At 45.1% G+C, this 21,661-nt stretch carries 22 protein-coding genes; 15 read left to right on the top strand and 7 right to left on the bottom strand.

Annotated elements, in window-relative coordinates; genetic code table 11:
• Positions 1-97: 97 nt before the first annotated feature.
• Positions 98-556 carry a peroxiredoxin gene (locus AACV78_RS27940; protein WP_194010502.1) on the top strand — a complete coding sequence of 153 codons (459 nt, stop codon included), beginning with the start codon at positions 98-100 and terminating at the stop codon, positions 554-556.
• Between the two features lie 134 nt (positions 557-690).
• On the opposite strand, the gene hpf is transcribed toward AACV78_RS27940, so the two are convergent.
• Positions 691-1,314 (bottom strand): ribosome hibernation-promoting factor, HPF/YfiA family, encoded by a 624-nt coding sequence (gene hpf, locus AACV78_RS27935; protein ID WP_194010503.1) that lies wholly within the window; start codon positions 1,312-1,314, stop codon positions 691-693.
• 150 nt (positions 1,315-1,464) lie between these two features.
• Between hpf and lipB the strand changes: the two genes are divergently transcribed.
• Positions 1,465-2,226 carry a lipoyl(octanoyl) transferase LipB gene (gene lipB, locus AACV78_RS27930; protein WP_194010504.1) on the top strand — a complete coding sequence of 254 codons (762 nt, stop codon included), beginning with the start codon at positions 1,465-1,467 and terminating at the stop codon, positions 2,224-2,226.
• Here the strand turns inward: lipB and AACV78_RS27925 are convergent.
• Both AACV78_RS27925 and AACV78_RS27920 read right to left on the bottom strand, forming a co-directional pair.
• Complete coding sequence (locus AACV78_RS27925) at positions 2,223-2,777, bottom strand: single-stranded DNA-binding protein (RefSeq protein WP_194010505.1); 555 nt, start codon at positions 2,775-2,777, stop codon at positions 2,223-2,225. The genes lipB and AACV78_RS27925 overlap by 4 nt on opposite strands.
• Before the next feature lie 639 nt (positions 2,778-3,416).
• Positions 3,417-5,963 carry a mannose-1-phosphate guanyltransferase gene (locus AACV78_RS27920; protein WP_194010506.1) on the bottom strand — a complete coding sequence of 849 codons (2,547 nt, stop codon included), beginning with the start codon at positions 5,961-5,963 and terminating at the stop codon, positions 3,417-3,419.
• Between the two features lie 1,081 nt (positions 5,964-7,044).
• Between AACV78_RS27920 and AACV78_RS27915 the strand changes: the two genes are divergently transcribed.
• The 3 genes from AACV78_RS27915 to AACV78_RS27905 are packed head-to-tail and all read left to right on the top strand — an operon-like array spanning position 7,045 to position 9,347.
• Entirely contained in the window at positions 7,045-8,373 is a 1,329-nt protein-coding gene (locus AACV78_RS27915) for an RNA-guided endonuclease InsQ/TnpB family protein (protein WP_194010507.1), read from the top strand.
• 31 nt (positions 8,374-8,404) lie between these two features.
• Positions 8,405-8,602 carry a hypothetical protein gene (locus AACV78_RS27910; protein ID WP_194010508.1) on the top strand — a complete coding sequence of 66 codons (198 nt, stop codon included), beginning with the start codon at positions 8,405-8,407 and terminating at the stop codon, positions 8,600-8,602.
• 7 nt (positions 8,603-8,609) lie between these two features.
• Entirely contained in the window at positions 8,610-9,347 is a 738-nt protein-coding gene (locus AACV78_RS27905) for a class I SAM-dependent methyltransferase (RefSeq protein ID WP_194010509.1), read from the top strand.
• A gap of 139 nt (positions 9,348-9,486) precedes the next feature.
• Here the strand turns inward: AACV78_RS27905 and AACV78_RS27900 are convergent, their stop codons facing one another.
• Entirely contained in the window at positions 9,487-9,684 is a 198-nt protein-coding gene (locus tag AACV78_RS27900) for a transposase (protein ID WP_194010510.1), read from the bottom strand.
• 619 nt (positions 9,685-10,303) lie between these two features.
• On the opposite strand from AACV78_RS27900, the gene AACV78_RS27895 reads away from it, so the two are divergent.
• Entirely contained in the window at positions 10,304-12,802 is a 2,499-nt protein-coding gene (locus AACV78_RS27895; protein WP_194010511.1) for a glycosyltransferase family 2 protein, read from the top strand.
• Positions 12,803-12,946: 144 nt separating this feature from the next.
• Here the strand turns inward: AACV78_RS27895 and AACV78_RS27890 are convergent, their stop codons facing one another.
• Complete coding sequence (locus tag AACV78_RS27890) at positions 12,947-14,380, bottom strand: ABC transporter substrate-binding protein (protein ID WP_194010512.1); 1,434 nt, start codon at positions 14,378-14,380, stop codon at positions 12,947-12,949.
• A 454-nt stretch (positions 14,381-14,834) separates the two neighbouring features.
• On the opposite strand from AACV78_RS27890, the gene AACV78_RS27885 reads away from it, so the two are divergent.
• The 9 genes from AACV78_RS27885 (at position 14,835) to AACV78_RS27845 (ending at position 20,736) form a co-directional block, all read left to right on the top strand.
• Positions 14,835-15,749 (top strand): COX15/CtaA family protein, encoded by a 915-nt coding sequence (locus tag AACV78_RS27885; protein WP_194010513.1) that lies wholly within the window; start codon positions 14,835-14,837, stop codon positions 15,747-15,749.
• Positions 15,750-15,924: 175 nt separating this feature from the next.
• Positions 15,925-16,902 (top strand): heme o synthase, encoded by a 978-nt coding sequence (locus AACV78_RS27880; protein WP_194010514.1) that lies wholly within the window; start codon positions 15,925-15,927, stop codon positions 16,900-16,902.
• 175 nt (positions 16,903-17,077) lie between these two features.
• Positions 17,078-17,317, top strand: coding sequence for a hypothetical protein (locus AACV78_RS27875; RefSeq protein ID WP_194010515.1), 240 nt, complete (start codon positions 17,078-17,080; stop codon positions 17,315-17,317).
• A 100-nt stretch (positions 17,318-17,417) separates the two neighbouring features.
• Positions 17,418-17,618 carry a DUF433 domain-containing protein gene (locus AACV78_RS27870; RefSeq protein WP_194010516.1) on the top strand — a complete coding sequence of 67 codons (201 nt, stop codon included), beginning with the start codon at positions 17,418-17,420 and terminating at the stop codon, positions 17,616-17,618.
• A 406-nt stretch (positions 17,619-18,024) separates the two neighbouring features.
• On the top strand, positions 18,025-18,495 hold the full coding sequence (arr, locus tag AACV78_RS28815) for an NAD(+)--rifampin ADP-ribosyltransferase (RefSeq protein WP_370528844.1): 471 nt from the start codon (positions 18,025-18,027) through the stop codon (positions 18,493-18,495).
• A 190-nt stretch (positions 18,496-18,685) separates the two neighbouring features.
• A complete protein-coding gene (locus AACV78_RS27860) occupies positions 18,686-19,180 on the top strand; it encodes an SMI1/KNR4 family protein (RefSeq protein ID WP_339383816.1) in 495 nt (164 codons plus the stop codon).
• A 142-nt stretch (positions 19,181-19,322) separates the two neighbouring features.
• Positions 19,323-19,511: a hypothetical protein gene (locus tag AACV78_RS27855; RefSeq protein WP_194010524.1), complete on the top strand. Its 189-nt coding sequence runs from the start codon at positions 19,323-19,325 to the stop codon at positions 19,509-19,511.
• 49 nt (positions 19,512-19,560) lie between these two features.
• Positions 19,561-20,184 carry a Uma2 family endonuclease gene (locus tag AACV78_RS27850; protein ID WP_194010519.1) on the top strand — a complete coding sequence of 208 codons (624 nt, stop codon included), beginning with the start codon at positions 19,561-19,563 and terminating at the stop codon, positions 20,182-20,184.
• Between the two features lie 222 nt (positions 20,185-20,406).
• Positions 20,407-20,736, top strand: coding sequence for a DUF433 domain-containing protein (locus AACV78_RS27845; protein WP_194010520.1), 330 nt, complete (start codon positions 20,407-20,409; stop codon positions 20,734-20,736).
• 50 nt (positions 20,737-20,786) lie between these two features.
• Here the strand turns inward: AACV78_RS27845 and AACV78_RS27840 are convergent, their stop codons facing one another.
• Entirely contained in the window at positions 20,787-21,134 is a 348-nt protein-coding gene (locus AACV78_RS27840) for a XisI protein (RefSeq protein ID WP_194010521.1), read from the bottom strand.
• On the bottom strand, positions 21,110-21,586 hold the full coding sequence (locus AACV78_RS27835) for an element excision factor XisH family protein (protein WP_228042508.1): 477 nt from the start codon (positions 21,584-21,586) through the stop codon (positions 21,110-21,112). Before AACV78_RS27835 ends, AACV78_RS27840 begins: the two co-directional genes overlap by 25 nt.
• Positions 21,587-21,661 lie beyond the last annotated feature (75 nt).

Genomic DNA, 21,661 nt, shown 5'->3' with positions numbered 1-21,661 from the left:
CTGCAGTATGCCGGTCGAAAACCTATTGGGCTGTAAAAAACTGTACAATAACAAAAGTTAAAAATTTCTGTAAACAGTGTTACTCAGTCAAACAAATATGGCAGTCAAAGTAGGAGATACGGCACCGGATTTTACCTTAACTTCGCAAACTGGCGCATCAGTCAGCCTGAAGGATTTTCGAGGTCAAAAAAACGTCATCGTCTACTTTTACCCGAAGGACGATACACCGGGATGCACGGCGGAAGCTTGCGCTTTTCGGGATAGTTACGAAGTTTTCAAAGACGCAGGTGCAGAAGTAATTGGGATTAGCGATGATTCGCAACAATCCCACGATAAATTTGCGTCAAAATATCAGTTACCATTTACACTGTTGAGCGATACTGGTAATAAAGTTCGGCAATTATACGGCGTTCCAGCAACAATGTGGATTATGCCCGGTAGAGTAACTTATGTCATTGACAAACAAGGGGTTGTCAAGCATATTTTTGACTCGATGTTGGATTTTAAGGCTCACGTTTCGGAAGCGCTGAAGACTTTGGAAGCTATTAAAAGCTAGGTAGAAAAACCCATAAAAAACTAAAGTCCTTACTACGAACGAAAGGTTTGTAGTGAGGACTTTAGTTTTTTTTTGCTAACGACTTGCAGCCATTAACAATTAGAAATTATCTAGCTTTTCCCAACACTAGATTTTTAATGTGCAGCGCTTTCGGCTGTTTTGCTATTTTTGCTATTACCGTTGCCGTTGCGCGGTTGGATAACTCCATAGCCACCGTGAGTCTTGCGTTCGTAGAGCACGTTAATTTCGTCTGTTTCCGCATTGCGGAACATATAGAAATCGTGATCTATAACCTGCAATTGTTCCAAAGCATCTTGCACAGTCATTGGAGGCATGGCAAAATACTTAGTCCGCACTACCTCGGCAGGAAGTTCGGGAGTTCGATCGCCAATCAAATCCGCTGCTACAGGATGTTCATCAACTACCGCAATTGTTTTGGGACTACTCTGGATTTTGTTGTCGTGGCGTTTTTCCTTAAATTTCCGCAGTTGACGAGCGATCTTGTCGGCAACCAAATCGATGCTGGCATAAAGGCTTTCCGTGCTTTCTTCAGCCCGAATCACGCTACCGTTAGCATAAATTGTCACCTCAGCAGTCTGCTTAGGATTGATCCTGGGGTTACGAGCCACCGATAGATGAATATCGACTTCTGTAGTCAAAGTTTGAAAATGGCTAACTGCCTTTTCAATCTTTTGGTTGACGTACTCGCGAATCGCATCGGTGATTTCTATATTTTTACCCTGGATAACAAGCTTCATAGAGCTCCCTCCCTTCTGTAACTTGGGTATAGTTTATACAATAGCATTATGTATTAAACAAAACACTTTTCTTTCAAATCTTTTTTATATGTTGACAATTCTTGATTTAAACTGCACCAATATTCCGTAAAAACACTATTGATTTTTTTCATGCTTTCCCCTATTATCCCTCAAAACCTAAATGCACAACCCTGCTTGCTCTTCGATTGGGGACAAGTACCTTACTCCCAAGCTTGGGAAATCCAGCAAAAACTGGTGCAAGAGCGCCGGGAAAATCCTGATTTGCCTGATGTGCTGATTTTGCTGGAACATCCGCCGGTTTACACTTTGGGGCTGGGCTCGAAGTTGGAATTTCTGAAATTTGACCCCGATCGCAGTCAGCCGGAATTGCACCGAGTTGAGCGGGGCGGTGAGGTGACTTACCACTGTCCGGGCCAGTTGGTGGGCTATCCAATTTTAAATTTGCGCCGTCACCAGCAGGATTTGCACTGGTATTTGCGACAGTTGGAGGAAGTGCTGCTGGGAGTGTTGGAAGTTTGCGGGCTGAAGGGTTCGCGGGTTGCGGGTATGACTGGGGTTTGGGTGGATGGTACCAAGGTGGGGGCGATCGGGATTAAAGTCAGCCGCTGGATTACGATGCACGGTTTTGCTTTAAATGTTTGCCCGGATCTAACAGGTTTTGGGCAAATCGTACCTTGCGGGATTGCCGATCGACCCGTTGGCAGTTTAGATCAATTTATACCGGGAATTGAGGTCGATCGAGTGCGATCGATCGTTGTGGCACAGTTTGCTCGCGTTTTTGGAGTGGAAATTGTGCGATCGTCGGAGTCAAAGATAGATGGTGCGTCACTCTCAACATTCCGGCGGAGTCTGGAACAACCCGAAAGTGACGCACCCTACGGCTGTGATTAAAAAGGAATCGGATCGTAATCGGGATTGTCAGCTTCGTTAGATGAACCCGACTGGCGATCGGACTCAGAAGAAGACTGATGCGAGTTCCAATCCGAGCTAGACGGGCGGTTAGCAGGGCTTTGAGGGCTGCTAGAACTGCGACCTCGGGAACTCATGGGAACCACATTGCTCGGCACATTAGCCGGGACTGTATCGCGAATTTGAGTCGGTTCCGGGGCGCTTCTAGCTGCTGGTGCAGCACTCATCGCATCGGCGCCGAGAGTATAAATTCTTTGGGCGGTCAGTTCAGCGCGCTTTTCTTTAATACCATCTCTTTCCATCGTATTCATACCCAGCCGGCCTTCAATAATCACGCGATCGCCCTCGCGATATTTTTCGTGAATTTCTTGAGCCAAACTTCCCCATCCTATCACCTTCAAATGCTCAGGCGGATCTTCAGGTTTTGGGCCGGGAAACTGCACCAGCATCTCAGCGATTGGAACTTGATTGTCAGGAGTATAACGGAGTTGCGGTTGTTGAATTATTTCCGCCATTAAAATGCAGCTATTCATCTGTTATCTTTGCGTAATTGGGAATTGAGAATTGGAAATTGGAAATTGGAAATTGGATTCGGATCGCGTACTTTAGATTATTATAACAAAAACGGTTCGCAGTGCGGACGGTCGTCCGCAGCCGTATAGAACCCATTTGACATCTTTGAGTTTTTGGGTTGGGTGACTAGAAATATAGAGAAAAACTGGTTTCTGAGATTTACGCTCATGGCGATAAACCGGGTATTCTTGGAGTTTTTGGTTGGGTGACGAGAAATATAGAGATCGACCCGGTTTCTGAGATTCACGCAGAATAGATCTCAAATGGGTTCTATAGCGGACGACCGTCCGCTATAGAACGACGACGAATATTATTGCCCTCAATCGAGCGGACAGGATATCGTTGGTATTTGTTGATGGAAAATTGGCGGTCGCAATTGCGAATTCAGGATTGTTAGACTAACAATTATATAAATTTTTAACGACAATAAAACAGCTTTTAACGCAGATAAACGCAGAGGTGTTTCTGAAAATATTGTAATTTTAAGAATTTTATCTGTTAATTTTTCTGCGCTATTAGCTATTAGTTGTTAGCAATTTCCAATTGCCAATTTTCTATTCCCAATTCCCAATTCCCCACTATCAATTCCCCACTACCAATTATTCATTACGACCAAAGGTATCTTGGAGAACCGCAGCCTCGGTTTGAGTGACAAAATCGTGAACGAAAGCGCGGTACTCCTTCAAAGTTTCCGATACCCAATCTCGGTCTTCGCTGTTGGCGAAGATATGGACTGTGGGTTCGCTAGCATCGGGCAAAACTAATACCCAATTGTCGTCGCTGTAGTTAAAAATCTTCACTCCATCTACTAATTCTAAACGATCGGGCGCATGAGTTTCTACTAAATGCCGCATCAGGGAACCTTTGACAGTCCAGGGACAGCGGACGCTGTAACTGCGGTGGGTGACGCGGGGAAGTTCGGCTTTGATCTGTCCGAGCGATCGCTCCTGAATCGTCATCATTTCTATCACTTTAGCTATGCAGAACATTCCGTCAAACCCCGGATGCAACTGCGGGAAAATAAAACCCATACTGCCGCTACCGCCCAAAACTACATTCGGGTTCCTGTTAGCGGCCTCCATCAAAGCCGTTGGGTTGGCCTTAGTACGGATTACCTTGCTTTGATAGCGGCGGGCGATCGCCTCCACCGCCGAAGACGCATTCACCGGCACTACTACTGTACCTTTCGGATTAGCAGTCAGCATCAAATTTACCATCAGCGCCGTCAGCATTTCCCCACGAATCGCTATCCCAGACTCATCTACCAAAATGAGCTGTTCGCCATTGGCCGACACCTGTACCCCAAAATTAGCGCTGAGTGCTTTCACCACTCGGCCGAGTTGGTCGAGCAAATATTCCCGTTCCCCATTGCTCAGAGAAGTCTGCTTGAGACTCGCATTGAGCACCACCGCATCGCAGCCGAACTTGGCGAGCATTTGCGGTAGAACTGCTCCCGAAACCGCGTAAACATAATCAATTACCACCTTAGAATTGCTGTAGCGTATTGCTTCAACATTCATCTGCCGCTCAAACATTCGGTTGTAAATTTCGAGAGCTTGGTTAAAGTACGACATCTCTCCAATTTCGGGAATTAGAGCTCTGCGTAAATCTTCCTTAAAATAAGCGCCCTCGATTTTTTTCTCAGCTCCTTTGGTAATATTGATGCCTTTGATATCAAAGAATTCAATTAAAATGTGGTCGGAGCGATCGGGCGAAATGCGAACGTGAATCCCACCGGCAATTGAGATCGTAGATGTAACGGTGCGGGCGATCGGAATAGCCGTCGATTCCAAATTGACCACATTAATTCCCACCGACATCAAACCCGCAATCAAAGACCTCGAAACCATCCGCGAAATACTGCGCTGATCGCGAGAAACCGATACCGAAGTCCCCGGTTTCAAAGTCGAGCCGTAAGCCGCACCCAATTTCACCGCAAATTCCGGGGTAATATCCACATTGGCCAGTCCTTGAACGCCGCGCTGACCGAATAAATTTCGCTTAGCTTGTTCTCCCCAAATTAAATTTTGATTTAACAAAGCGCCGGATTCAATATTTTTGCTCGGCCAGACGCGCACGGAAGGGCCGATTTGTGCTTCTTCTCCCACGATCGACATTGAACCGACCACAGCGCCTTCGAGGATGTGGGCGCGCCTGTCTATCCGGGTACTGCGGCAAATCACGCAGGCTGTTATGTGAGCGTCTTCGCCGATAATTGCTCCGTTCCAGACGATCGGACGTTTGAGGTTAGCGTCGGCCCCTACTGTCACGTTATCTCCGATTACTGTACCCGCATCGATTTTAACTCGGGCTGCAATCCGGCAATTATTACCGATCATCGCCGGTACTTCGACGATCGCGCTATCGTCAATAAAAGTATTTTGACCTACCCAAAGCCCCGATCGAACTTCGTTGTAGTAACTCAAATCCAGCTTGACTTTTCCTCGCAGCGCGTCGTATTGAGCTTCGCGGTAAACATCAAGCTGTCCCACATCGCACCAGTAACCCTCGGCCACGTAACCGTACATCGGCTCGTTTTTTTCCAGCAGCAGCGGAAACAAGTCTTTCGAGAAGTCGCACTCCTGATTTGCCGGCAGGTAGTCCAAGACTTCGGGTTCTAAAATGTAGATTCCCGTATTGACGGTATCGGAGAAAATTTCGCTGCTAGAGGGCTTTTCCAGAAAGCGGCTGATGCGGTAATTTTCCTCGGTAATCACCACCCCGAATTCCATCGGGTTGGGAACGCGAGTTAAAATTAACGTGGCTTTGGATTGCTTGCGGTGGTGAAATTCGATCGCTTCTGTCAAGTCGAAGTCTGTGATGCTGTCGCCGCTAATCACCAGAAAAGTGCGATCGAGTAATTCAGCAATATTTTTGACGCAACCAGCCGTACCCAGCGGTTGGTCTTCCTCCACAGCGTAAGTCATTTGAACGCCAAACTCTGCCCCATCAGTAAAATATTCGCGCATCACATCAGGAAGGTAGTGCAGGGTAGCAATAACTTCGGTAATGTGATGCCTTTTTAGCAAATTGATAATGTGTTCTGCGATCGGGCGATTCAGAATCGGCACCATCGGTTTGGGTAAATCGCACGTCAGGGGTCTGAGCCTCGTTCCCGACCCCCCAGCCATCAGCACTGCACGCATAAAATCCTCCTTGCTTTGAAAGCTATCTACCGTCATTGTCCGCTAGAAAAAGTTTGCTTGCTGTAACCTGTGGGGCACCGCTATCAATTCTTAGTTAATTATCTTTAAGTAGTTGCACGCCTGCGAAATCCCCAAAAGCGAGGTCGTCCGCCAACAGCAACCGAATTTCAACCGAATCAGGATTTGCCGCCTCGACTTTTAGAAAAAGTCGCTTCTTGCTAGCACCCTGAAAGCTATTTCCTAGCTGTTATAGCAACCGCGCCCGACATTTAGGGCGTTCTCAATTGCTCAAACCCTTACTGAATATTGCTTCTTCCCTCGGACTTCTTTTTACCCGCTCGCGAAGCCGTTATAGCCTTCTTCCTTCTTCCCTCTTCCTTCTTCCTTCTTCCCTCGGACTTCTTCCTTCTTCCTTCTTCCTTCTACTATATTTTTAAGCTTCCCACCATCAGCTATTTTGAGGTATCTAGCTGAAGGTGGAATTGCTACGGGAATCCCTGCGCCAAGCCGTCAGATAAATGATAGATTAAGACTTTAGTCCTGTCGATTGATTTGCTGAATTTTACAGTGATTATCCGCGCAATAGAAATAATCGCGCTTGGTTATCACGTTTTGGTAAAATCAAAGAGATCGGTATTGTACCGTGCCTGGTTCGTTTGAGTGGTGATATATCGACCACTCAATTAAGACAAACCAGCGTCAAAACCAAGACGTAAAAATAGGTATTGAAAGCGTTATAGGCTATGGCCTATAACTTTGAGGGATTCCTCCTTTACCGCTTGCGGCAAAGCTATGGTTACACATCCATCATTGTTCAGCAGTGTTGAGATATGTTCAGCGTAAATGAATCAGTAGAGCCTTGCCTAGCTAACTCAACTAGAACAGCAGGATTCCCCCACCATACCGCCTCGGTTGGTGGCGGGTCGGACAAGCGCGTGAGGCTTGCGATTGTGCCGCATATTAAATCGATAAGCGTAGCGTTCGACTCTCGGCGCGGTGCATGAGTGAACGAACAAGATTTGTAACAAGGTAGTTATTTATAGTTTCACGAGTTATACTCATTTCAGAACCTAGTGAAACCATGAACCAAGTTATCACCGCCAAGTTAAAGCTGAATCTCACCGCCGAACAGAACTTGGCGGTGCGCGATACTGCGTTGGCTTATCGTGATGCCTTGAACTATAGTGCTATGGTCGCTTTCGGCGACAGCAGTTCCAGTAATGGCACTAAATTGCAAAAGCTTGTCTACAACCACCTGCGCTCCGAGTTTAAATTAGGCGCACAGATGGCGTGTAACGTTCCTAGACAAGTGGCTGCAACCTTTAAATCCTTGTCGGCGAAAGTTAAGCAGAACAATGAAGCTATTAAAAAAGGATACACCAAGAAGCGTTTTAAAGGGCTCGATCAAGCTCCAAAATACGCATCTCGGACTGTAACTTTGAATTATCAGCGAGACTACACGTTCAAATCTGACCAACAAGTCAGCATTGGAACGTTAAATGGTCGCATTGTTGTGCCTTACGAAGGGTGGAACAAGCATTTAGACTTGATCAAGGTCTGTCCTAATATTGGTGCAGCAAAGATTGTCTACCAGCGTTCTTCCAAGATTTATTATTTAATGGTAAGCCTTGAGGTTGAACTACCAGAAATCAATCCAATAAGTATCACCCGAATTTCTGGTGTAGACGTTGGGATGAGATACTTTGCAGTAGAAACGGATTTAAGTAATAAGTCTACATTCTACTCTGGGAAAGCATCTCGGCACAAGGCCAATCAATATCAAAAGGCTCGAAGGAGTCTACAGCGTAAAGACACCCGTTCGGCGAAGCGACGATTAATCGCTTTATCAGGACGGGAGAGACGGTTTATCGCTGATGTGAATCACCAAATCAGTAAAGAAATTGCCAAGCCTAACAGCTTGATTGGATTGGAGGAATTGACCGGAATCCGTGAGAGAACAAAATCCAAGTCTGGCAATTCGGCAAGCAAGAAACAGCGCCAAGCTAATCGAAACAAAGCTAAATGGTCATTTGCCGAATTGCACGGCTATATCGATTATAAAGCTAATTTGGTTGGCAGTCTAGCAACTAAAGTTCCAGCACATTATACTTCCCAGAGTTGTCCAAAATGTGGACATACCTCAAAGGCTAATCGACCAAACAAGGGACTAATGTTTCGCTGTGAATGTTGTGGACATGAATTACACGCTGATTTGGTGGGAAGCAGAAATATTGCAATGAGAACGTTGCTTGTCCGGCAAGACTGGACGAGTACGGGGAGCTTGTCAGTATCCCCCGATGTGTCGCGCAATGAAACCAAAGCTGATATCCTGCAAAGGTTTTCAGAGTTGCGGTGGAGCATAGACACAAGCCCTCATCATATCGGTACTCCGATTGATGATGGTAATTGACAATCCAATCAGTCGTTTAGGAGGTTATTGAATGGAACCGTTAATTGGATTGGTGTTGCTAGTCGCTTACGGCGGCGGTATTTGGAAATTTTGGAACGGTTTCGATCGCACTAACTTCGACAGAAGTTTTGCAAACCGCATGAAACTGTCTTTGTTGTGGCCCGCGTTAATTTTTAATAAGCCTTACCGTCAAAACTTTACAAAAGCACTCAAAGGCTCTAGAAGGTAATCCAAGAATGTCTAAAAAGTCGGAGCACCCAGTTGCAGGTCAAGAGCAGACTTGGTTTGCCAAAGGAAAATCAGATAGCTGGCAAGTTTTACTGTCGCAAGTAGCCACTCGGTTCGATCGCGAATATCAAGGAGAAGCATTCGCCCTACCCGAAGAAGTCGAAGCAATGCCAATTTTCCTAGAATCAGTCGCCGGAACCCTCCAAGCAAAAACAGTATCTCCCTTCTGGAAAATTGCCAAACCTCAAAAAAACCAGCGCTGTCTAGACATTGGCTGCGGAGTCAGCTTTCTCATCTACCCTTGGCGGGAGTGGGAAGCATATTTTTACGGTCAAGAAATCAGCAGCGCCGCGCGAGACGCATTAAACGCTCGCGGCCCCCAGCTCAATTCTAAGCTGTTCAAAGGCGTAGAATGGGCCCCCGCCCACAAGTTGAATTACGAAGAGAATCAGTTCGATTTATGCCTTGCTACAGGCTTTAGCTGTTACTATCCCATAGACTATTGGAATATTGTTATGGGAGAAGTCAAGCGAGTTTTAAAACCGGGCGGTCACTTTGTATTTGATGTTCTCAACCCCAATGCACCTCTAGCAGAAGACTGGGCAATTTTGGAAACTTATCGAGCAGGGGAAGTATTTTTAGAGACAATAGAAGACTGGGAAAAACTGATAAAAGCTGCGGGCGCTAAAGTAGTAAAAAAGCAAAGCGGCGACTTATTTCAAATGTACAAAATTCAATACAATTGAGAGGTAAAAAACCTCCCCAATCTTCAAAAATCATCCAACAGCGATGGGGGTTTAGAGCAACTTTCCACAAACCCTTTTTGAAGATTAGGGAGGCGATCGATCGAGGTTTCAATTTCTGCCATAGCTAATTTGTAAAGATTCAGGTTCTTCTGGGTTTGTGGCGATCGGAAAAATTAGAAAAGCAAGCTAACAGTCGAGATAGAAAATTTTCAAAATTAACAAATCCATAGGCTTGACGCTTAATCACTTTGAGATGATTGTTGATTTCTGACCTAACACCACTCATTGTTCGGTTCAAGAAATAGTTACAAACTCCATCGATATGATTGCGAAGCATGGTTATACCAATGAAATAAAGTAGCGCTAGATATTACCCCCCCAACCCCCCGCGATTTCGGGGGGCTAAGACTTCATCTATAGCACATCTGTAGAAAAATGGAATTAGGGTATCACTGTAAATCGGTTGTGCTTTCTTAATCTATTCAAGCAGTGATTTCCCCCCTTTTTCCACACTATGATGACTTTCAAAAATATCTCTTAATGCTTCTTTCAATTTCTAGACAAGCTTAATCCGCTTAAATTGACTTAAAACTGTAGCCGATTTAATCCGCTCCTCTTCTTTGAAATCTACACCATTCCTCAGAACAATAAATCTGCTACCTTTTCCTTTGAGCTTGCTTTGGATTCGGATTTTATCCAATTCCTCGTTTACAAAGGAATTTTATTCTAGTTATTCGATCGCCCACAATCTAAAGGATCTGTTGCTATACTGGGCCAGGATTGGGCTTGCCGAGCGGTTTGCCACCAAGAAGCAAGATGAATTACCATTAAATTGTCAGAATGTTAAAAAATGTAAATTATAGTTAAGTGGGGTGTGTCAGCATTTTCCACGGGATTAGGAAGCCGACAGCAGAAAACCCTGACTTTTGCAGGCACGATCGGGAATTTCACATTATATGACAACTTCAAGATTTGACCTTCAATACTTGAAACACCGCTTTTGGGGGATTTCGCGAATGCCAGCGGCAACCCTAGTCGTTTTGGGGGCGGTTGCTTTCGCAGGCGCGATCGCCGGAGCCTGGTTTGCCCGTGAAGGCACGGTCAGCGGCATTTTTGCCACAATCGACACTTGGCAGAAAAACCCGCCTGTGTGGCTGCAAGTCCCCGATGCGAGCAAGATGTATTTGTTATTGCCTACTGTCGTGCTCGTCTCGGTCGCTTTAGCTGCAATGAAAATTTCGCCTCAACCGCAGAAACGATCGCGGGCTGTGGTAGTTGCAATAGTTTTGGCTTTAACGATTCGCTACGTTTTGTGGCGATCGCTAGCCACCCTAAATTTAAGCGATCCCCTCAACGGTATATTTAGTTTAGGGCTGTTTTTCCTAGAAATGTTAATGGTTTTCACCAGCAGCATTCAACTGTATTTAATGATCGGAGTCAAAGATAGGTGCCGGGAAGCCGATCGCATGGCCGTTGCAGTTACAGAGGGAAAATTTGCCCCAACAGTCGATATTTTGATTCCAACTTACAACGAACCAATTTTTATTTTGCGGCGCACAGTCATCGGCTGTCAAGCTTTAGATTATCCCCACAAAAAAGTATATTTGCTTGACGATACCAAGCGCCCTGAAATCAAATTGCTGGCAAAAAAAATGGGATGCGAGTATATAACCAGACCCGACAATCTGCACGCCAAAGCGGGAAACATCAATCACGCCACAGCTTTAACAGATGGAGAACTAATTGTAGTTTTCGATGCCGACTTTATCCCCACTAAAAACTTTTTAACCAGAACAGTAGGGTTTTTTCAGAATCCCGAAATCGCCCTCGTTCAAACACCGCAAAGCTTTTACAACCACGATCCCATCGCCCGCAACTTAGGTTTAGAAAACGTGCTTGCCCCGGAAGAAGAAGTATTTTACAGACAAATTGAAATAATCAAAGACAGCGCCGACAGCGTGATTTGTTGCGGTACATCTTTTGTCGTGAGACGCAGCGCCCTACAAGCAGTGGGAGGCTTTGTCACAGATTCAGTCTGCGAAGATTACTTTACCGGAATTCGGCTCTCAGCAACCGGCTACCGCTTAGTTTATTTAGATGAAAAATTAAGCGCGGGTTTGGCGGCCGAAAATATAGAGGCTCATCTAACCCAAAGGGTGCGCTGGGCGCGAGGTACGCTTCAGGCATTTTTTATTAATTCCAATCCTTTAACAATTCGCGGACTCAGATTCGTACAAAGGCTGTCTCATTTGGAAGGATTGCTGCACTGGTTTACCAGTTTAACCAGGGTTTTGTTTCTGTTGATGCCTTTAGCTTATTCGTTTCTGGGCATAATTCCTTTGCGAACAAATGCGCGGGAATTGCTGTACTTTTTCCTACCTTACTATTTGGTGCAAGTTACGGTGTTTTCTTGGCTGAACCGCAGATCGCGATCGGCTTTGCTTTCGGATGTATACTCGTTTGTTCAGTGTATTCCTTTAGCAGTAACGGTGATGAGTGCCATGCTCAATCCCTTTGATAAAGGGTTTAAGGTGACACCGAAGGGAATAGCAAGCGATCGCTTTAATTTCAACTGGAATTTGGGATGGCCTTTGATTGTTTTGTTCGCCGCCACAGCATTCAGCTTGTGGCACAATTTAAACATTAATTTAGTTAGAAACTGGAGCAGCGTACAGACAGTATCCGAGACTGCTGATTTGTTAAAAGGTGTGAGTTTGGGCTGGATTTGGAGCGTTTATAATCTGTTGATGCTGGGGATAGCGCTGCTGATTTTGGTGGATATTCCTAAGCCTGATATTTATGAATGGTTCAATTTGCGGAGGGTTGTACAATTGAATGTGGGCGGTGAAACTTTGTGGGGAATAACTACTGTAATTTCGGAAAGTGGCGCTGAAGTTGCTCTGACAAAGCGACCGAGTTTTGCGGTGAAAGGTAAAGAAGGTAATGAGAGTTTTGCCGCAGCAGAAATGTTGCCCAACTATGCTGTTCAAACAAGTTTATCGCAGGGTAAAATAAGAGCGATCGCTCCCACAGCAGTCAAAGCGAGAAATTGGCTTGCGCCGCCTGTTCTAAAGTTGGACACTGAGGCTAGTTTGAGAGCGTTTTTGATTGATTGCGAGTCGGCGACTCTGGAAATTATGGAAGAGAAATGTTTTATTCCTGTGGCTAAAATTGAGTTGGTTGGCGATCGATCTCAGTTGAAGTCGAGTTTTCGGGATGCTGCTGGGTGCACTGTTGCGGAATTTCCGACTGTGCGAATAGCCTTCGATCGCCTGAGTGTTAGTCAGCGCCGCTGTTTGATCGAAATGCTGTACTGTCGCCCCGGCCAGTGGCAGCGGCAAGAAACTCCCGGAGAATGGCGATCGCTGTGGCTGTTGTTGAGAATTGCTTTGAAACCGAGGGCTGTTTTTGAGAGAAACAGATCGGTTAGGGCGATCGGGGTTTCGCAAGTTTAGATACAATTGGCTAGACTTCTGGCATAAATCTTTGACTGATAAGTCAATCGCAGATGTCAGGTAGATAAACGCAGATAAACGCCGATAATTTCAAGAGATTTTTTGATTTTTGGAATAGGTATTTTCTGCCTTTTTCAATACAATTTACAAAGCGGGTAGCGGCACAAAATCGTAACCGTAACTGCTGCGAGTTCCGGGTTTAACTGTTACTAACTGAACTGCTCGATTGCGATCGCCCGAAGGTAAAAATCGAATCGGGCCCGATGCTCCTGTTGCTGAAAAATCTGAGGCTGATAAAGCTTTTTGAATGCCTGTACGAGTCGGATCGCGCTCTAAACCGACAATTAATGCTTTTGTCGCATCGTAGGCTAAAGCCGTGCGCCAGCTCACTTCTGCATCCCAAAGTTGTTTGGATGTTTGAGGAAAGTTTGACTGCGGATCTGCGAGAATGTGCCAAGGAACAGCCAGCACCATACCTGTGGCTGCTGCGCCGCCGACTTGCAGTGTTTTAGCAGTATAAACGCTGTCTCCTGCTAGTAATGGCAGGCGTTGGGCGTTTACTTGCACTACTTGCAAAGCTTTGTCTAGCGTGGCTGTATCGGCTGCTAATACGATCGCTTCTGCTCCTTGGGCGATCGCGCTTTTAACGCTCTCGGCAGCATTAAAATTGCCCTTAGCCAAGTCAAATTCCGATACTATTTGTCCGCCATCTCCGTAAACTGCCGTCGTAAATTCATCTTTTAAAGATTTGCTGTAACTGCTAGCAGAATTAAAAAATATCACCGCTTTTTGCTTTTGCAATTTGGTCAGCATATAGCGCGAAAGAGCATTAGCTGCAAACCTATCGCTCGGTACTGTCCGAAATATATCGCTGCCAATTCCTGAAAGCTGGACTGACGTGCTTGTCGGAGAAATTGCTACTAATTGATTTTGCTGGTAAATCTTGCTGGCTGCTAGGGTGGTGTCGGAACCAAAATGTCCGATTACTCCTAAAATTTCCGAGTTATTTGCCAAAGCGCTGGCAATTTGCGAAGCAATTTCTGGGTTGTTGTCGTCGTTAGCAATTAGCACTTTTAATGGAGTACCGTTAATGCCACCGCTTTCGTTGATTTCATTTTGAGCTTGAGCGACACCCCGCAGAATTTCTAAAGCGGCATTGATATCCGTACCAATGGGAACCGCTGCGGCAATTGTGTAGGATTTTCGATCGCCGGTGCGGGCGTTGTTGAGGTAAATTAGTGCTTCGGGATCGTTGCGATTGGTTTTGAGCGAAGCTTGTAAATCGGAAATAGCTGCGTTATAGTTTCCAGATGCGTAAGCCTGTATTGCTGCTTGTTTGGTTGTGGTTGCTCGATCGGAAATCAACAGTTTTTGTCCGGCACTCAGACGCTGCCCAATTGCTTGCTCTGACTGCGGGGAATTGCCCGTCTGGGATTTGGAAACTGTCGGATTTTGGGGTGATGAACCTCCGGGATTGATGCCGCCGCGGTTTGTCAGCCACCAAATACCTGTGCCGGCTAGCCCGATCGTAATTAGGAGCGATAATGCTAAAACAGCGGTTTCGTTTTTTTGGGACATGGCTGCACAGTGTTATATTTTTGGTTTTAGATTCAAACGCTCAGCAAGAAGGCAGAAAGCAGGATACAACTGATATTTTATAATTTTTTATGCTATTTAGTCTTTTGCAAACACTTTTCCACTGGTTTTATCACAATTGTTTCATCTTGTGTTTTTCTTAATTATATCTTTATTTTTCTGCGAAACTCAGGCAGCGGGGGAGTTGTCAGCGATCGAGGAGGGAGGTAAAAGATTAAAGCTTTTTGAAGTTTAGCAAAAATCCTGCAATCTTTTGTAATATAAACAGGAAAGTTGAAAAATATCTAAAGACAAACTAATTGGATAAAAGAGTCGCTAAGGTAGGAAGTATGACAACTTGTCAGAGAAAAAAGTGTTAAGCTCGGCTAAGCTCAGCCAAAACAAAACCGCAATATTTAATTAAGCTCGATCGATAACAAAGGCTAAGGTAAATTTCATGGCAAACTCAATTTTAAAGGAGCCAAACGCAGCAGTAGGAGTGCAGTGGCAGCCAAAAGATATTATCCGCGGCCTAGTGTGGAAAATTGCGGTAGCAACCTGGCTGTTGATGGCTGTAGGCAGCGCCACGCGCGTGATGAATGCGGGGCTCGCTTGCCCGGACTGGCCGCTGTGCTACGGTCAATTAATACCCGCAGCACAGATGAATTTGCAGGTATTTCTAGAGTGGTTTCACCGATTGGACGCAGCAGCAATTGGCTTAAGCGCGATCGCCCTTTTAGGACTCTCTGTGTTTTACCGCAGCCGCCTGCCTTCATGGCTGCCGTTTGCCAGCGCCGGGGCAGTATTTCTAATAGTTTTTCAAGGCGTATTGGGCGGCTTGACTGTAACACAACTGCTGAGATTTGACATCGTTACCGCTCATTTGGGAACCGCTTTACTGTTTTTTTGCGCCCTGCTGGCGATCGGTTTTATGCTGACACCCTACGAAGCTACAGGCAATACAGGCAAATTAGCATGGGTGAGTTCGATCGCGGCACTGTTAGTTTACCTGCAAAGCCTGCTAGGAGCGTTAGTCGGCTCCAGATGGGCGCTGCATCAATGTTTGGGCTCGTCAGAATTGTGTTCGGTAATGAACAGCCACATCGCCGGCATCGTACCCGCTACTGCAGCAACTTTAGCAGTAACAGTCATGGCTTGGCGACAACCAGCACTGAATTCAAACTTGCGAAAATTAGGAAATTGGGCGAGTGTTTGTCTGATTGCTCAATTAGTTTTGGGATTGGCAACTTTCCGGCTGCACCTTCAAGTAGAACCGCTGACAGTCGCGCACCAAGCAGTCGGTGCAGCATTGCTGGGAACCTTGGTAGCTTTTAGCATTTTAGCGTGGCGCGATCGGGTTTTATCAGCTTGAAATGGGCGGGTTGATTAATCGGCGGTTGAAACCGCTCAAGAGTCAAACAAAGTCCGCCTGCACAGACTAAAATGGGCGGGTTTATTAATCCTTTTACCTACAGCAAATATCTCGCGTAAAACCCGCCCCTAGGAACCAATGACAACCGACAACTAACAACTAACAATTAATCACAATGCAAGAAGTTCTTACAAACAATAGTCCCCGCCTCCACGAAAACTTTTCGCAAGTCGCGAAAAGTTACTACCAACTAACAAAACCGAGAATTATATTGCTGCTGTTAATTACCACGTCAGCAGGAATGTGGATGGCTGCGAAGGGAGAAGTCGATCCGCTATTGCTGGTATCAACTATTACCGGAGGCGCTTTGGCTTCCGCGTCGGCGAATACGATTAATTGCATCTACGACAGCGACATCGACTATATCATGGAGCGCACCCGGTGGCGGCCGATTCCTTCTGGGCGTGTCAAGAAGCGGGATGCTTTGATATTTGCGATCGTCCTAGCGACAATATCCTTTACATTACTGACAGTTGTCGCCAACTTGTTAGCCGCTTCGTTAGCGATGTCTGGCATAGTTTTCTACGTCTTAATTTACACCCACTGGCTGAAGCGCCACAGCGTCCAAAACATCGTCATCGGCGGTGCTGCAGGGGCGATTCCTCCCTTAGTTGGGTGGGCTGCGGTGACGGGAGATTTAAGTTGGGGTGCGTGGCTGCTATTTGGGATTATATTCCTGTGGACACCGCCGCATTTTTGGGCTTTAGCAATGATGATTCGCGACGAATACGAGGGAGTAGGGGTACCGATGCTGCCGGTAATTGAGGGCGACGAAGAGACAGCCCGCCAAATTTGGATTTACACTTTATTGATGCTTCCTGCAACTTTGCTGCTAGTCTATCCGCTGAATTTAGCGGGCCCGGTGTATGCGGGTACTGCGATTTTCCTCGGTGCTATTTTTGCTCAAAAAGCTTGGTTGCTGTTGCAGACTCCAGAGGATAAGATTGTTGCGCGATCGCTCTTCAAATACTCTATTCTGTACCTGATGCTATTGTGTGCCGGAATCGTGGTTGATAGTTTGCCCGCGACTCACAATTTTACTGCTGCTGTTGTGCAAAATGTGCAAACTTTGATTAGTACAGTTGTGATGTAGTCTTCTGTTAAATTGAAGTTCTTAAAATGAAGCCCGCATCTTGCGGGTTTTGTTTATAGTAAAATGGCGGCAATAGTCATTATCCCATCTGCGTTAATCTGCGTTAATCTGCATGAATCTGCGGTTGAAAAAAGAGTGAATAAAAGTGTAAAATAAAAAGTGGAAGAAAGTTCTGATGGCTGAGAATACCGTAAAAAGAGACATCTCATTCCAATCATTGCTGGAAGCTATTTCGTCGCTGGGAATTGCTGAAAGATACAAGATTTGGGAATTTTTGGAAGCTGAACTCTTCCCGAATGAGGAAGATTATCCAGAAAACATTGCCGAAATTGAAGCTGCCCGTGCTGATTACAAAGCGGGAGACTACACAACTTTCGATCGATACATGGCCGGGCGGGCAAATAAATCGGCATGACTTACACCATCCTTGATGAACCTTTAAAGACAGTGACAGTTAATTTTAAAATCTTAACTATACTCATAATAGATGAAAACCCCATAGAGGTGAACTGGTTATGAACTGGAAAGCACACATTCACTCAGATCCTAAAATTCTGCTTGGCAAGCCTGTAATTAAGGGAACACGAATATCAGTAGAGTTTGTTCTAGGGTTGTTTTCAGAAGGTTGGACGCAGCAACAAGTTCTAGAAAACTACCCAACGCTTAATCCTGAATCTATCCAAGCAGTGTTTGCTTTTGCGGCGATCGATAAATGAGGTAAGCTAGAGGGAAAGGTTTCAAACATTTTTAACTAATGCCAACATAAGTTAGCGGTAGTTGCGATGCACCTCAACGGACTAAGGACAAGCAGCCAAATCGAAATTACAATTATTACGAGATAAAATAATCATGGAATTCAACCCGAATAACAATGTTGTTAAACTCTGTATTCAAGGTATGGGCATGGAAGAAAAAGGCCAGCCAGAAGAAGCAAGTAAACTGTTTATTCAAGCCTGGAACGAAGCAACATACGACTTTGAGAAATTTATTTCAGCCCATTATGTAGCTCGATATCAAAAAAATGTCTCCGAAAAATTAAAATGGCTCCAAACGGCTTTGCAATTTGCATTAAAAATAAATAACGACACTGTTAAGAGTGCTTTCCCTTCTCTATATTCAAACATTGCCAAATGCTATGAGGACTTAAGCGACCCTGACAATGCAAGAAAGAATTATGAATTAGCAACTTCGTTTAAGGATAAACCTTCTGACAAAGGCCCTTTTTATCATGGGACGAAAGCAGATTTGCAGGTTGGCGATTTGCTGACAGCAGGGGGCAGTTCTAATTACAAACTTGAACTCAAAATGAATCACATTTATTTCACAGCCCTTGTTAATGGGGCGGGACTAGCTGCTGCATTAGCAAAAGGCGATAAACCTGAACGTGTTTATATCGTTGAACCGACAGGGGGGTTTGAAAATGACCCGAATGTTACAAACAAAAAATTTCCGGGCAATCCGACACGCTCATATCGCTCCCAAGCACCATTAAAAATCGTTGGCGAAGTAACAGATTGGGTGAGACAAACACCTGATGAACTCCAAAAATGGCGTGAAAAGTTAGCCAATAATAAAGGAGAAATTATTAATTAATTTCTGAGATGCCCATATCCTGCCCAGCGATTGAAATCAAGCTCATTATGGACAGTGATAAAAATTGTAGATTTCTTAAATTATTTATATGAATGATTTGTGGCATCGTTTTGAAAATTGGCTGGAACAAAATATTCCCGATGCCATTCAAACACTTAACCCTGGCGCTTCATTAGAAGAAATTTAAGCGATTCAAAATATTTTGAATATCAAGCTCCCTGACGACTATATTGCTTCTTGTATGATTCATAATGGACAAAATCAAGAATCCCCTAGTTTGACAGGTTCGGGAACCCTGCTTTCTTTGGGCATCATAAGTGATTCTTCTTTCACTACAGTCCGTGCTGAATGGACAATATTAAAAGGTGTTTATGATGAAGATTGGATTAATGAATCTGAAGGAGATCGACTAGATAATTTGGTCAAGAATTTTTGGTGGATACCGAAATGGATTCCAATTACATCTAATGGAGGTGGAGATGGATCGTGTCTTGACCTCGATCCCGGTGAAAATGGTACACAAGGACAAGTGATAGAGTTTATTCATGATTCTGGAAGTCGAGAGGTAGAAGCACCAAGCTTCCGATCGTGGTTTGAGCAATTGGTAAACGGAGTTGAGGAAGGAACTACTGTATATGACGAAGAATGGGGATTAGTCTCAAGAGATGATCTAGATAATTTATGAGTGGAAGCAGTTTATCCAAAAGCCAGCTAACAACGCCCATGCACACCGACCGCCAAGAGTCGATCGGTTGTGATGCAAAGGTTATCTGCGGCGGGTGATGGGTACCGTTAGACCGCTAAATCTGAGTTGGGTAGTGGCTTGAATGTATCTATCAAATTCCAACCCAAAGGTGAATGCCATGCAAGCCAAACTTCAAGAACGACTTTATCCTGCTGATGCCGAAGTTATTTTGGGACGTTTGCCAGAACGAATTCAAGAGGCTTCGATCTCGCGTGCTGCGAAAATTGAATATCCGATCGCAGCGGTGATCTATCTCTCTACCTCACGTTAAGCTAGAAACAGATAACAGAGAGTCAACCTTGGTCAAGAGGTTAATATCAATGATTGCGATCGCCCAAAAAACCCTTTCCTTCGAGGATTTTCTCAACTGGGATGACGAGTCCGGCAGGTCATTCGAGCTAGTCAATGGAGTTGCCATGCCCCTGAGTGAACCCACAGCCAAACATGAGGATGTCGTCGATGGTTTATGTCGTCTCTTGGTAGATCATTGCCAATCCTTGAACCTTCCCTACGTTCCTCGACAAAATAAACAAGTCAGATTGAACGCTGCCCCGGGCGAAAGTGAATCGAGTCGTAAAGCCGACATTGTGGTGTTTGCCAAGGAAGAATGGGTCAGAATGCGTCAAAGTTCTGCCTCTGCTGCTGCCTATATTCCACCTCCGTTGGCGATCGAAGTTGTCAGTACGAATTGGCGGGATGATTACCGCATCAAATTGAATGAGTATGAAACTTTAGGAATCCTGGAGTATTGGATCGTTGATTATGCAGGGTTGGGAGGCGTTCAGTATATTGGTTCTCCAAAACAGCCTACGGTGACTATCAACCGCTTAATCGATGGTGAATATCAGGCACAGCGATATCAAGGAGAAGCCATTATTGTTTCTCCAACGTTTCCTCAGTTGGTATTAACCATCGTTCAAATCGTTGCGATGACAGAAGTTTAGTCTTTGCAAATTATTAGACTTGCAATCGTTAGTTGACGAAATGTACGAGCAATTGGGATAAAATTATTTCATCGATTACGATCGCAATCCACCATCCCCTTGGTTAAAATCAGAGATAACGGATGTTTTGTCAAGCGATCGCCGATCGCTCTCTTAGTTTTTCAAAGCTTGTGGCGATCGAATCCGTCTATGATAAGAAGTAGTTAGAGTCTAAAAAAAATTATGCCAGTTGTAGCAGTTAAAACTTACATAGAGTATCGGAACGATGCCTATTGGGTTGAAGGAACTCGGATTTCTCTTGACTCGATCGCCTATGCTTTTCAACAAGGACTATCCCCCGAAAGTATTGTTCAGTCTTTCCCGCTACTGACACTGGAACAGGTTTATGGGGCGATCGCCTTTTATCTAGCCAACCGCGCTGAAATCGACGCTTACCTAGCCGCCGAATCAGACGCATTTGATGCCATGCCTCAACCTCTACAAACCAGCGATCCAGCTTTGTACAACAAACTGATGGCAGCTAAGGCTGCAAGACAGCAGGTGCGATCGTGAATGTTTGCTACCAAGCTGATATTATCTAAAATCTCGGTCGAGACGAGAAGCTATGCGATCGCATATCCAGTGTACTCTCGGACTTCCGGTGGATGGAAAGCAAGAACAATGCAGTCTTTGGGCACGCCAGCAGCGACGAGTTCGTCAGTGATGCCGTCTTCTATGCCATCATAGTGAATCCAGATTTTGTCATTGCGGATTTCGGCGTGAACCACAGTACCATGAACTCGTAGATGATTTTCCCAGCCTTCATGTATCAGCATAAAATGGTTGCGATCGCGGCTGACCACCAAATAGGTAATTACATCCCCATAAGCGTAAGGAATATCCGCATAATATTGGAGAATACTCTCTAACATCTCACGCCATTGGTCTACGGGTTGATTTGTGGTTGCCATTGGATAATCTCCTCCGTGTTTGGGTCAAAAACTATCATGCGAAAACCTGGTTCTTCTAGCAACAATTGCCCAGTTTCTTCTTTAAACAACATTTCAAAGGTGTTGCGATTAACAGCTAGGTAAAGAAGACGATCCGGCTCTCGTTTTTGCAGCGTTTTGGCGTACATAAAGAACTGCCCCCAAGCATTTTCAAGGTCATTAATCGGTGATGGACTGAGGAAGCTTTTGATCTCGATCGCAATTTTTTCAGACCCTCGTTCAGCGGCAATTAGTTTCTGGGATCCCAAATCGACAAAGACCGAGCGGCCCCCTATTTTGAGAATCAGTGGGTCATGAGTGATTGTCCAGCCATCTTTGATGAGGGCAGTGCAGACAGTATCGTGATAAAGGTCTTTGGCCGCTGGGGGGGTAACAACCAGCCTGAAACCCAGAGGTGGTGAGGATTGAGCCAATGTGTGCTAAAAAAAGATAGGCAGCATAATTGTTACACGCTTGCCTATCCAAAAAATAATGATACCAACATTTTA

Origin of the sequence: Tychonema sp. LEGE 07196 (assembly GCF_963890365.1) — a bacterium.
In the GTDB taxonomy this organism is placed as follows: Bacteria; Cyanobacteriota; Cyanobacteriia; order Cyanobacteriales; family Microcoleaceae; genus Microcoleus.
This window is presented reverse-complemented; position numbering and strand designations above follow the sequence as displayed.

Coding starts and splice junctions, on each gene's coding strand:
- AACV78_RS27940 (WP_194010502.1), top strand. CDS start 98: ATGGCAGTCAAAGTAGGAGATACGGCACCGGATTTTACCTTAACTTCG.
- hpf (WP_194010503.1), bottom strand. CDS start 1,314: ATGAAGCTTGTTATCCAGGGTAAAAATATAGAAATCACCGATGCGATT.
- lipB (WP_194010504.1), top strand. CDS start 1,465: ATGCTTTCCCCTATTATCCCTCAAAACCTAAATGCACAACCCTGCTTG.
- AACV78_RS27925 (WP_194010505.1), bottom strand. CDS start 2,777: ATGAATAGCTGCATTTTAATGGCGGAAATAATTCAACAACCGCAACTC.
- AACV78_RS27920 (WP_194010506.1), bottom strand. CDS start 5,963: ATGCGTGCAGTGCTGATGGCTGGGGGGTCGGGAACGAGGCTCAGACCC.
- AACV78_RS27915 (WP_194010507.1), top strand. CDS start 7,045: ATGAACCAAGTTATCACCGCCAAGTTAAAGCTGAATCTCACCGCCGAA.
- AACV78_RS27910 (WP_194010508.1), top strand. CDS start 8,405: ATGGAACCGTTAATTGGATTGGTGTTGCTAGTCGCTTACGGCGGCGGT.
- AACV78_RS27905 (WP_194010509.1), top strand. CDS start 8,610: ATGTCTAAAAAGTCGGAGCACCCAGTTGCAGGTCAAGAGCAGACTTGG.
- AACV78_RS27900 (WP_194010510.1), bottom strand. CDS start 9,684: ATGCTTCGCAATCATATCGATGGAGTTTGTAACTATTTCTTGAACCGA.
- AACV78_RS27895 (WP_194010511.1), top strand. CDS start 10,304: ATGACAACTTCAAGATTTGACCTTCAATACTTGAAACACCGCTTTTGG.
- AACV78_RS27890 (WP_194010512.1), bottom strand. CDS start 14,380: ATGTCCCAAAAAAACGAAACCGCTGTTTTAGCATTATCGCTCCTAATT.
- AACV78_RS27885 (WP_194010513.1), top strand. CDS start 14,835: ATGGCAAACTCAATTTTAAAGGAGCCAAACGCAGCAGTAGGAGTGCAG.
- AACV78_RS27880 (WP_194010514.1), top strand. CDS start 15,925: ATGCAAGAAGTTCTTACAAACAATAGTCCCCGCCTCCACGAAAACTTT.
- AACV78_RS27875 (WP_194010515.1), top strand. CDS start 17,078: ATGGCTGAGAATACCGTAAAAAGAGACATCTCATTCCAATCATTGCTG.
- AACV78_RS27870 (WP_194010516.1), top strand. CDS start 17,418: ATGAACTGGAAAGCACACATTCACTCAGATCCTAAAATTCTGCTTGGC.
- AACV78_RS27855 (WP_194010524.1), top strand. CDS start 19,323: ATGTATCTATCAAATTCCAACCCAAAGGTGAATGCCATGCAAGCCAAA.
- AACV78_RS27850 (WP_194010519.1), top strand. CDS start 19,561: ATGATTGCGATCGCCCAAAAAACCCTTTCCTTCGAGGATTTTCTCAAC.
- AACV78_RS27845 (WP_194010520.1), top strand. CDS start 20,407: ATGCCAGTTGTAGCAGTTAAAACTTACATAGAGTATCGGAACGATGCC.
- AACV78_RS27840 (WP_194010521.1), bottom strand. CDS start 21,134: ATGGCAACCACAAATCAACCCGTAGACCAATGGCGTGAGATGTTAGAG.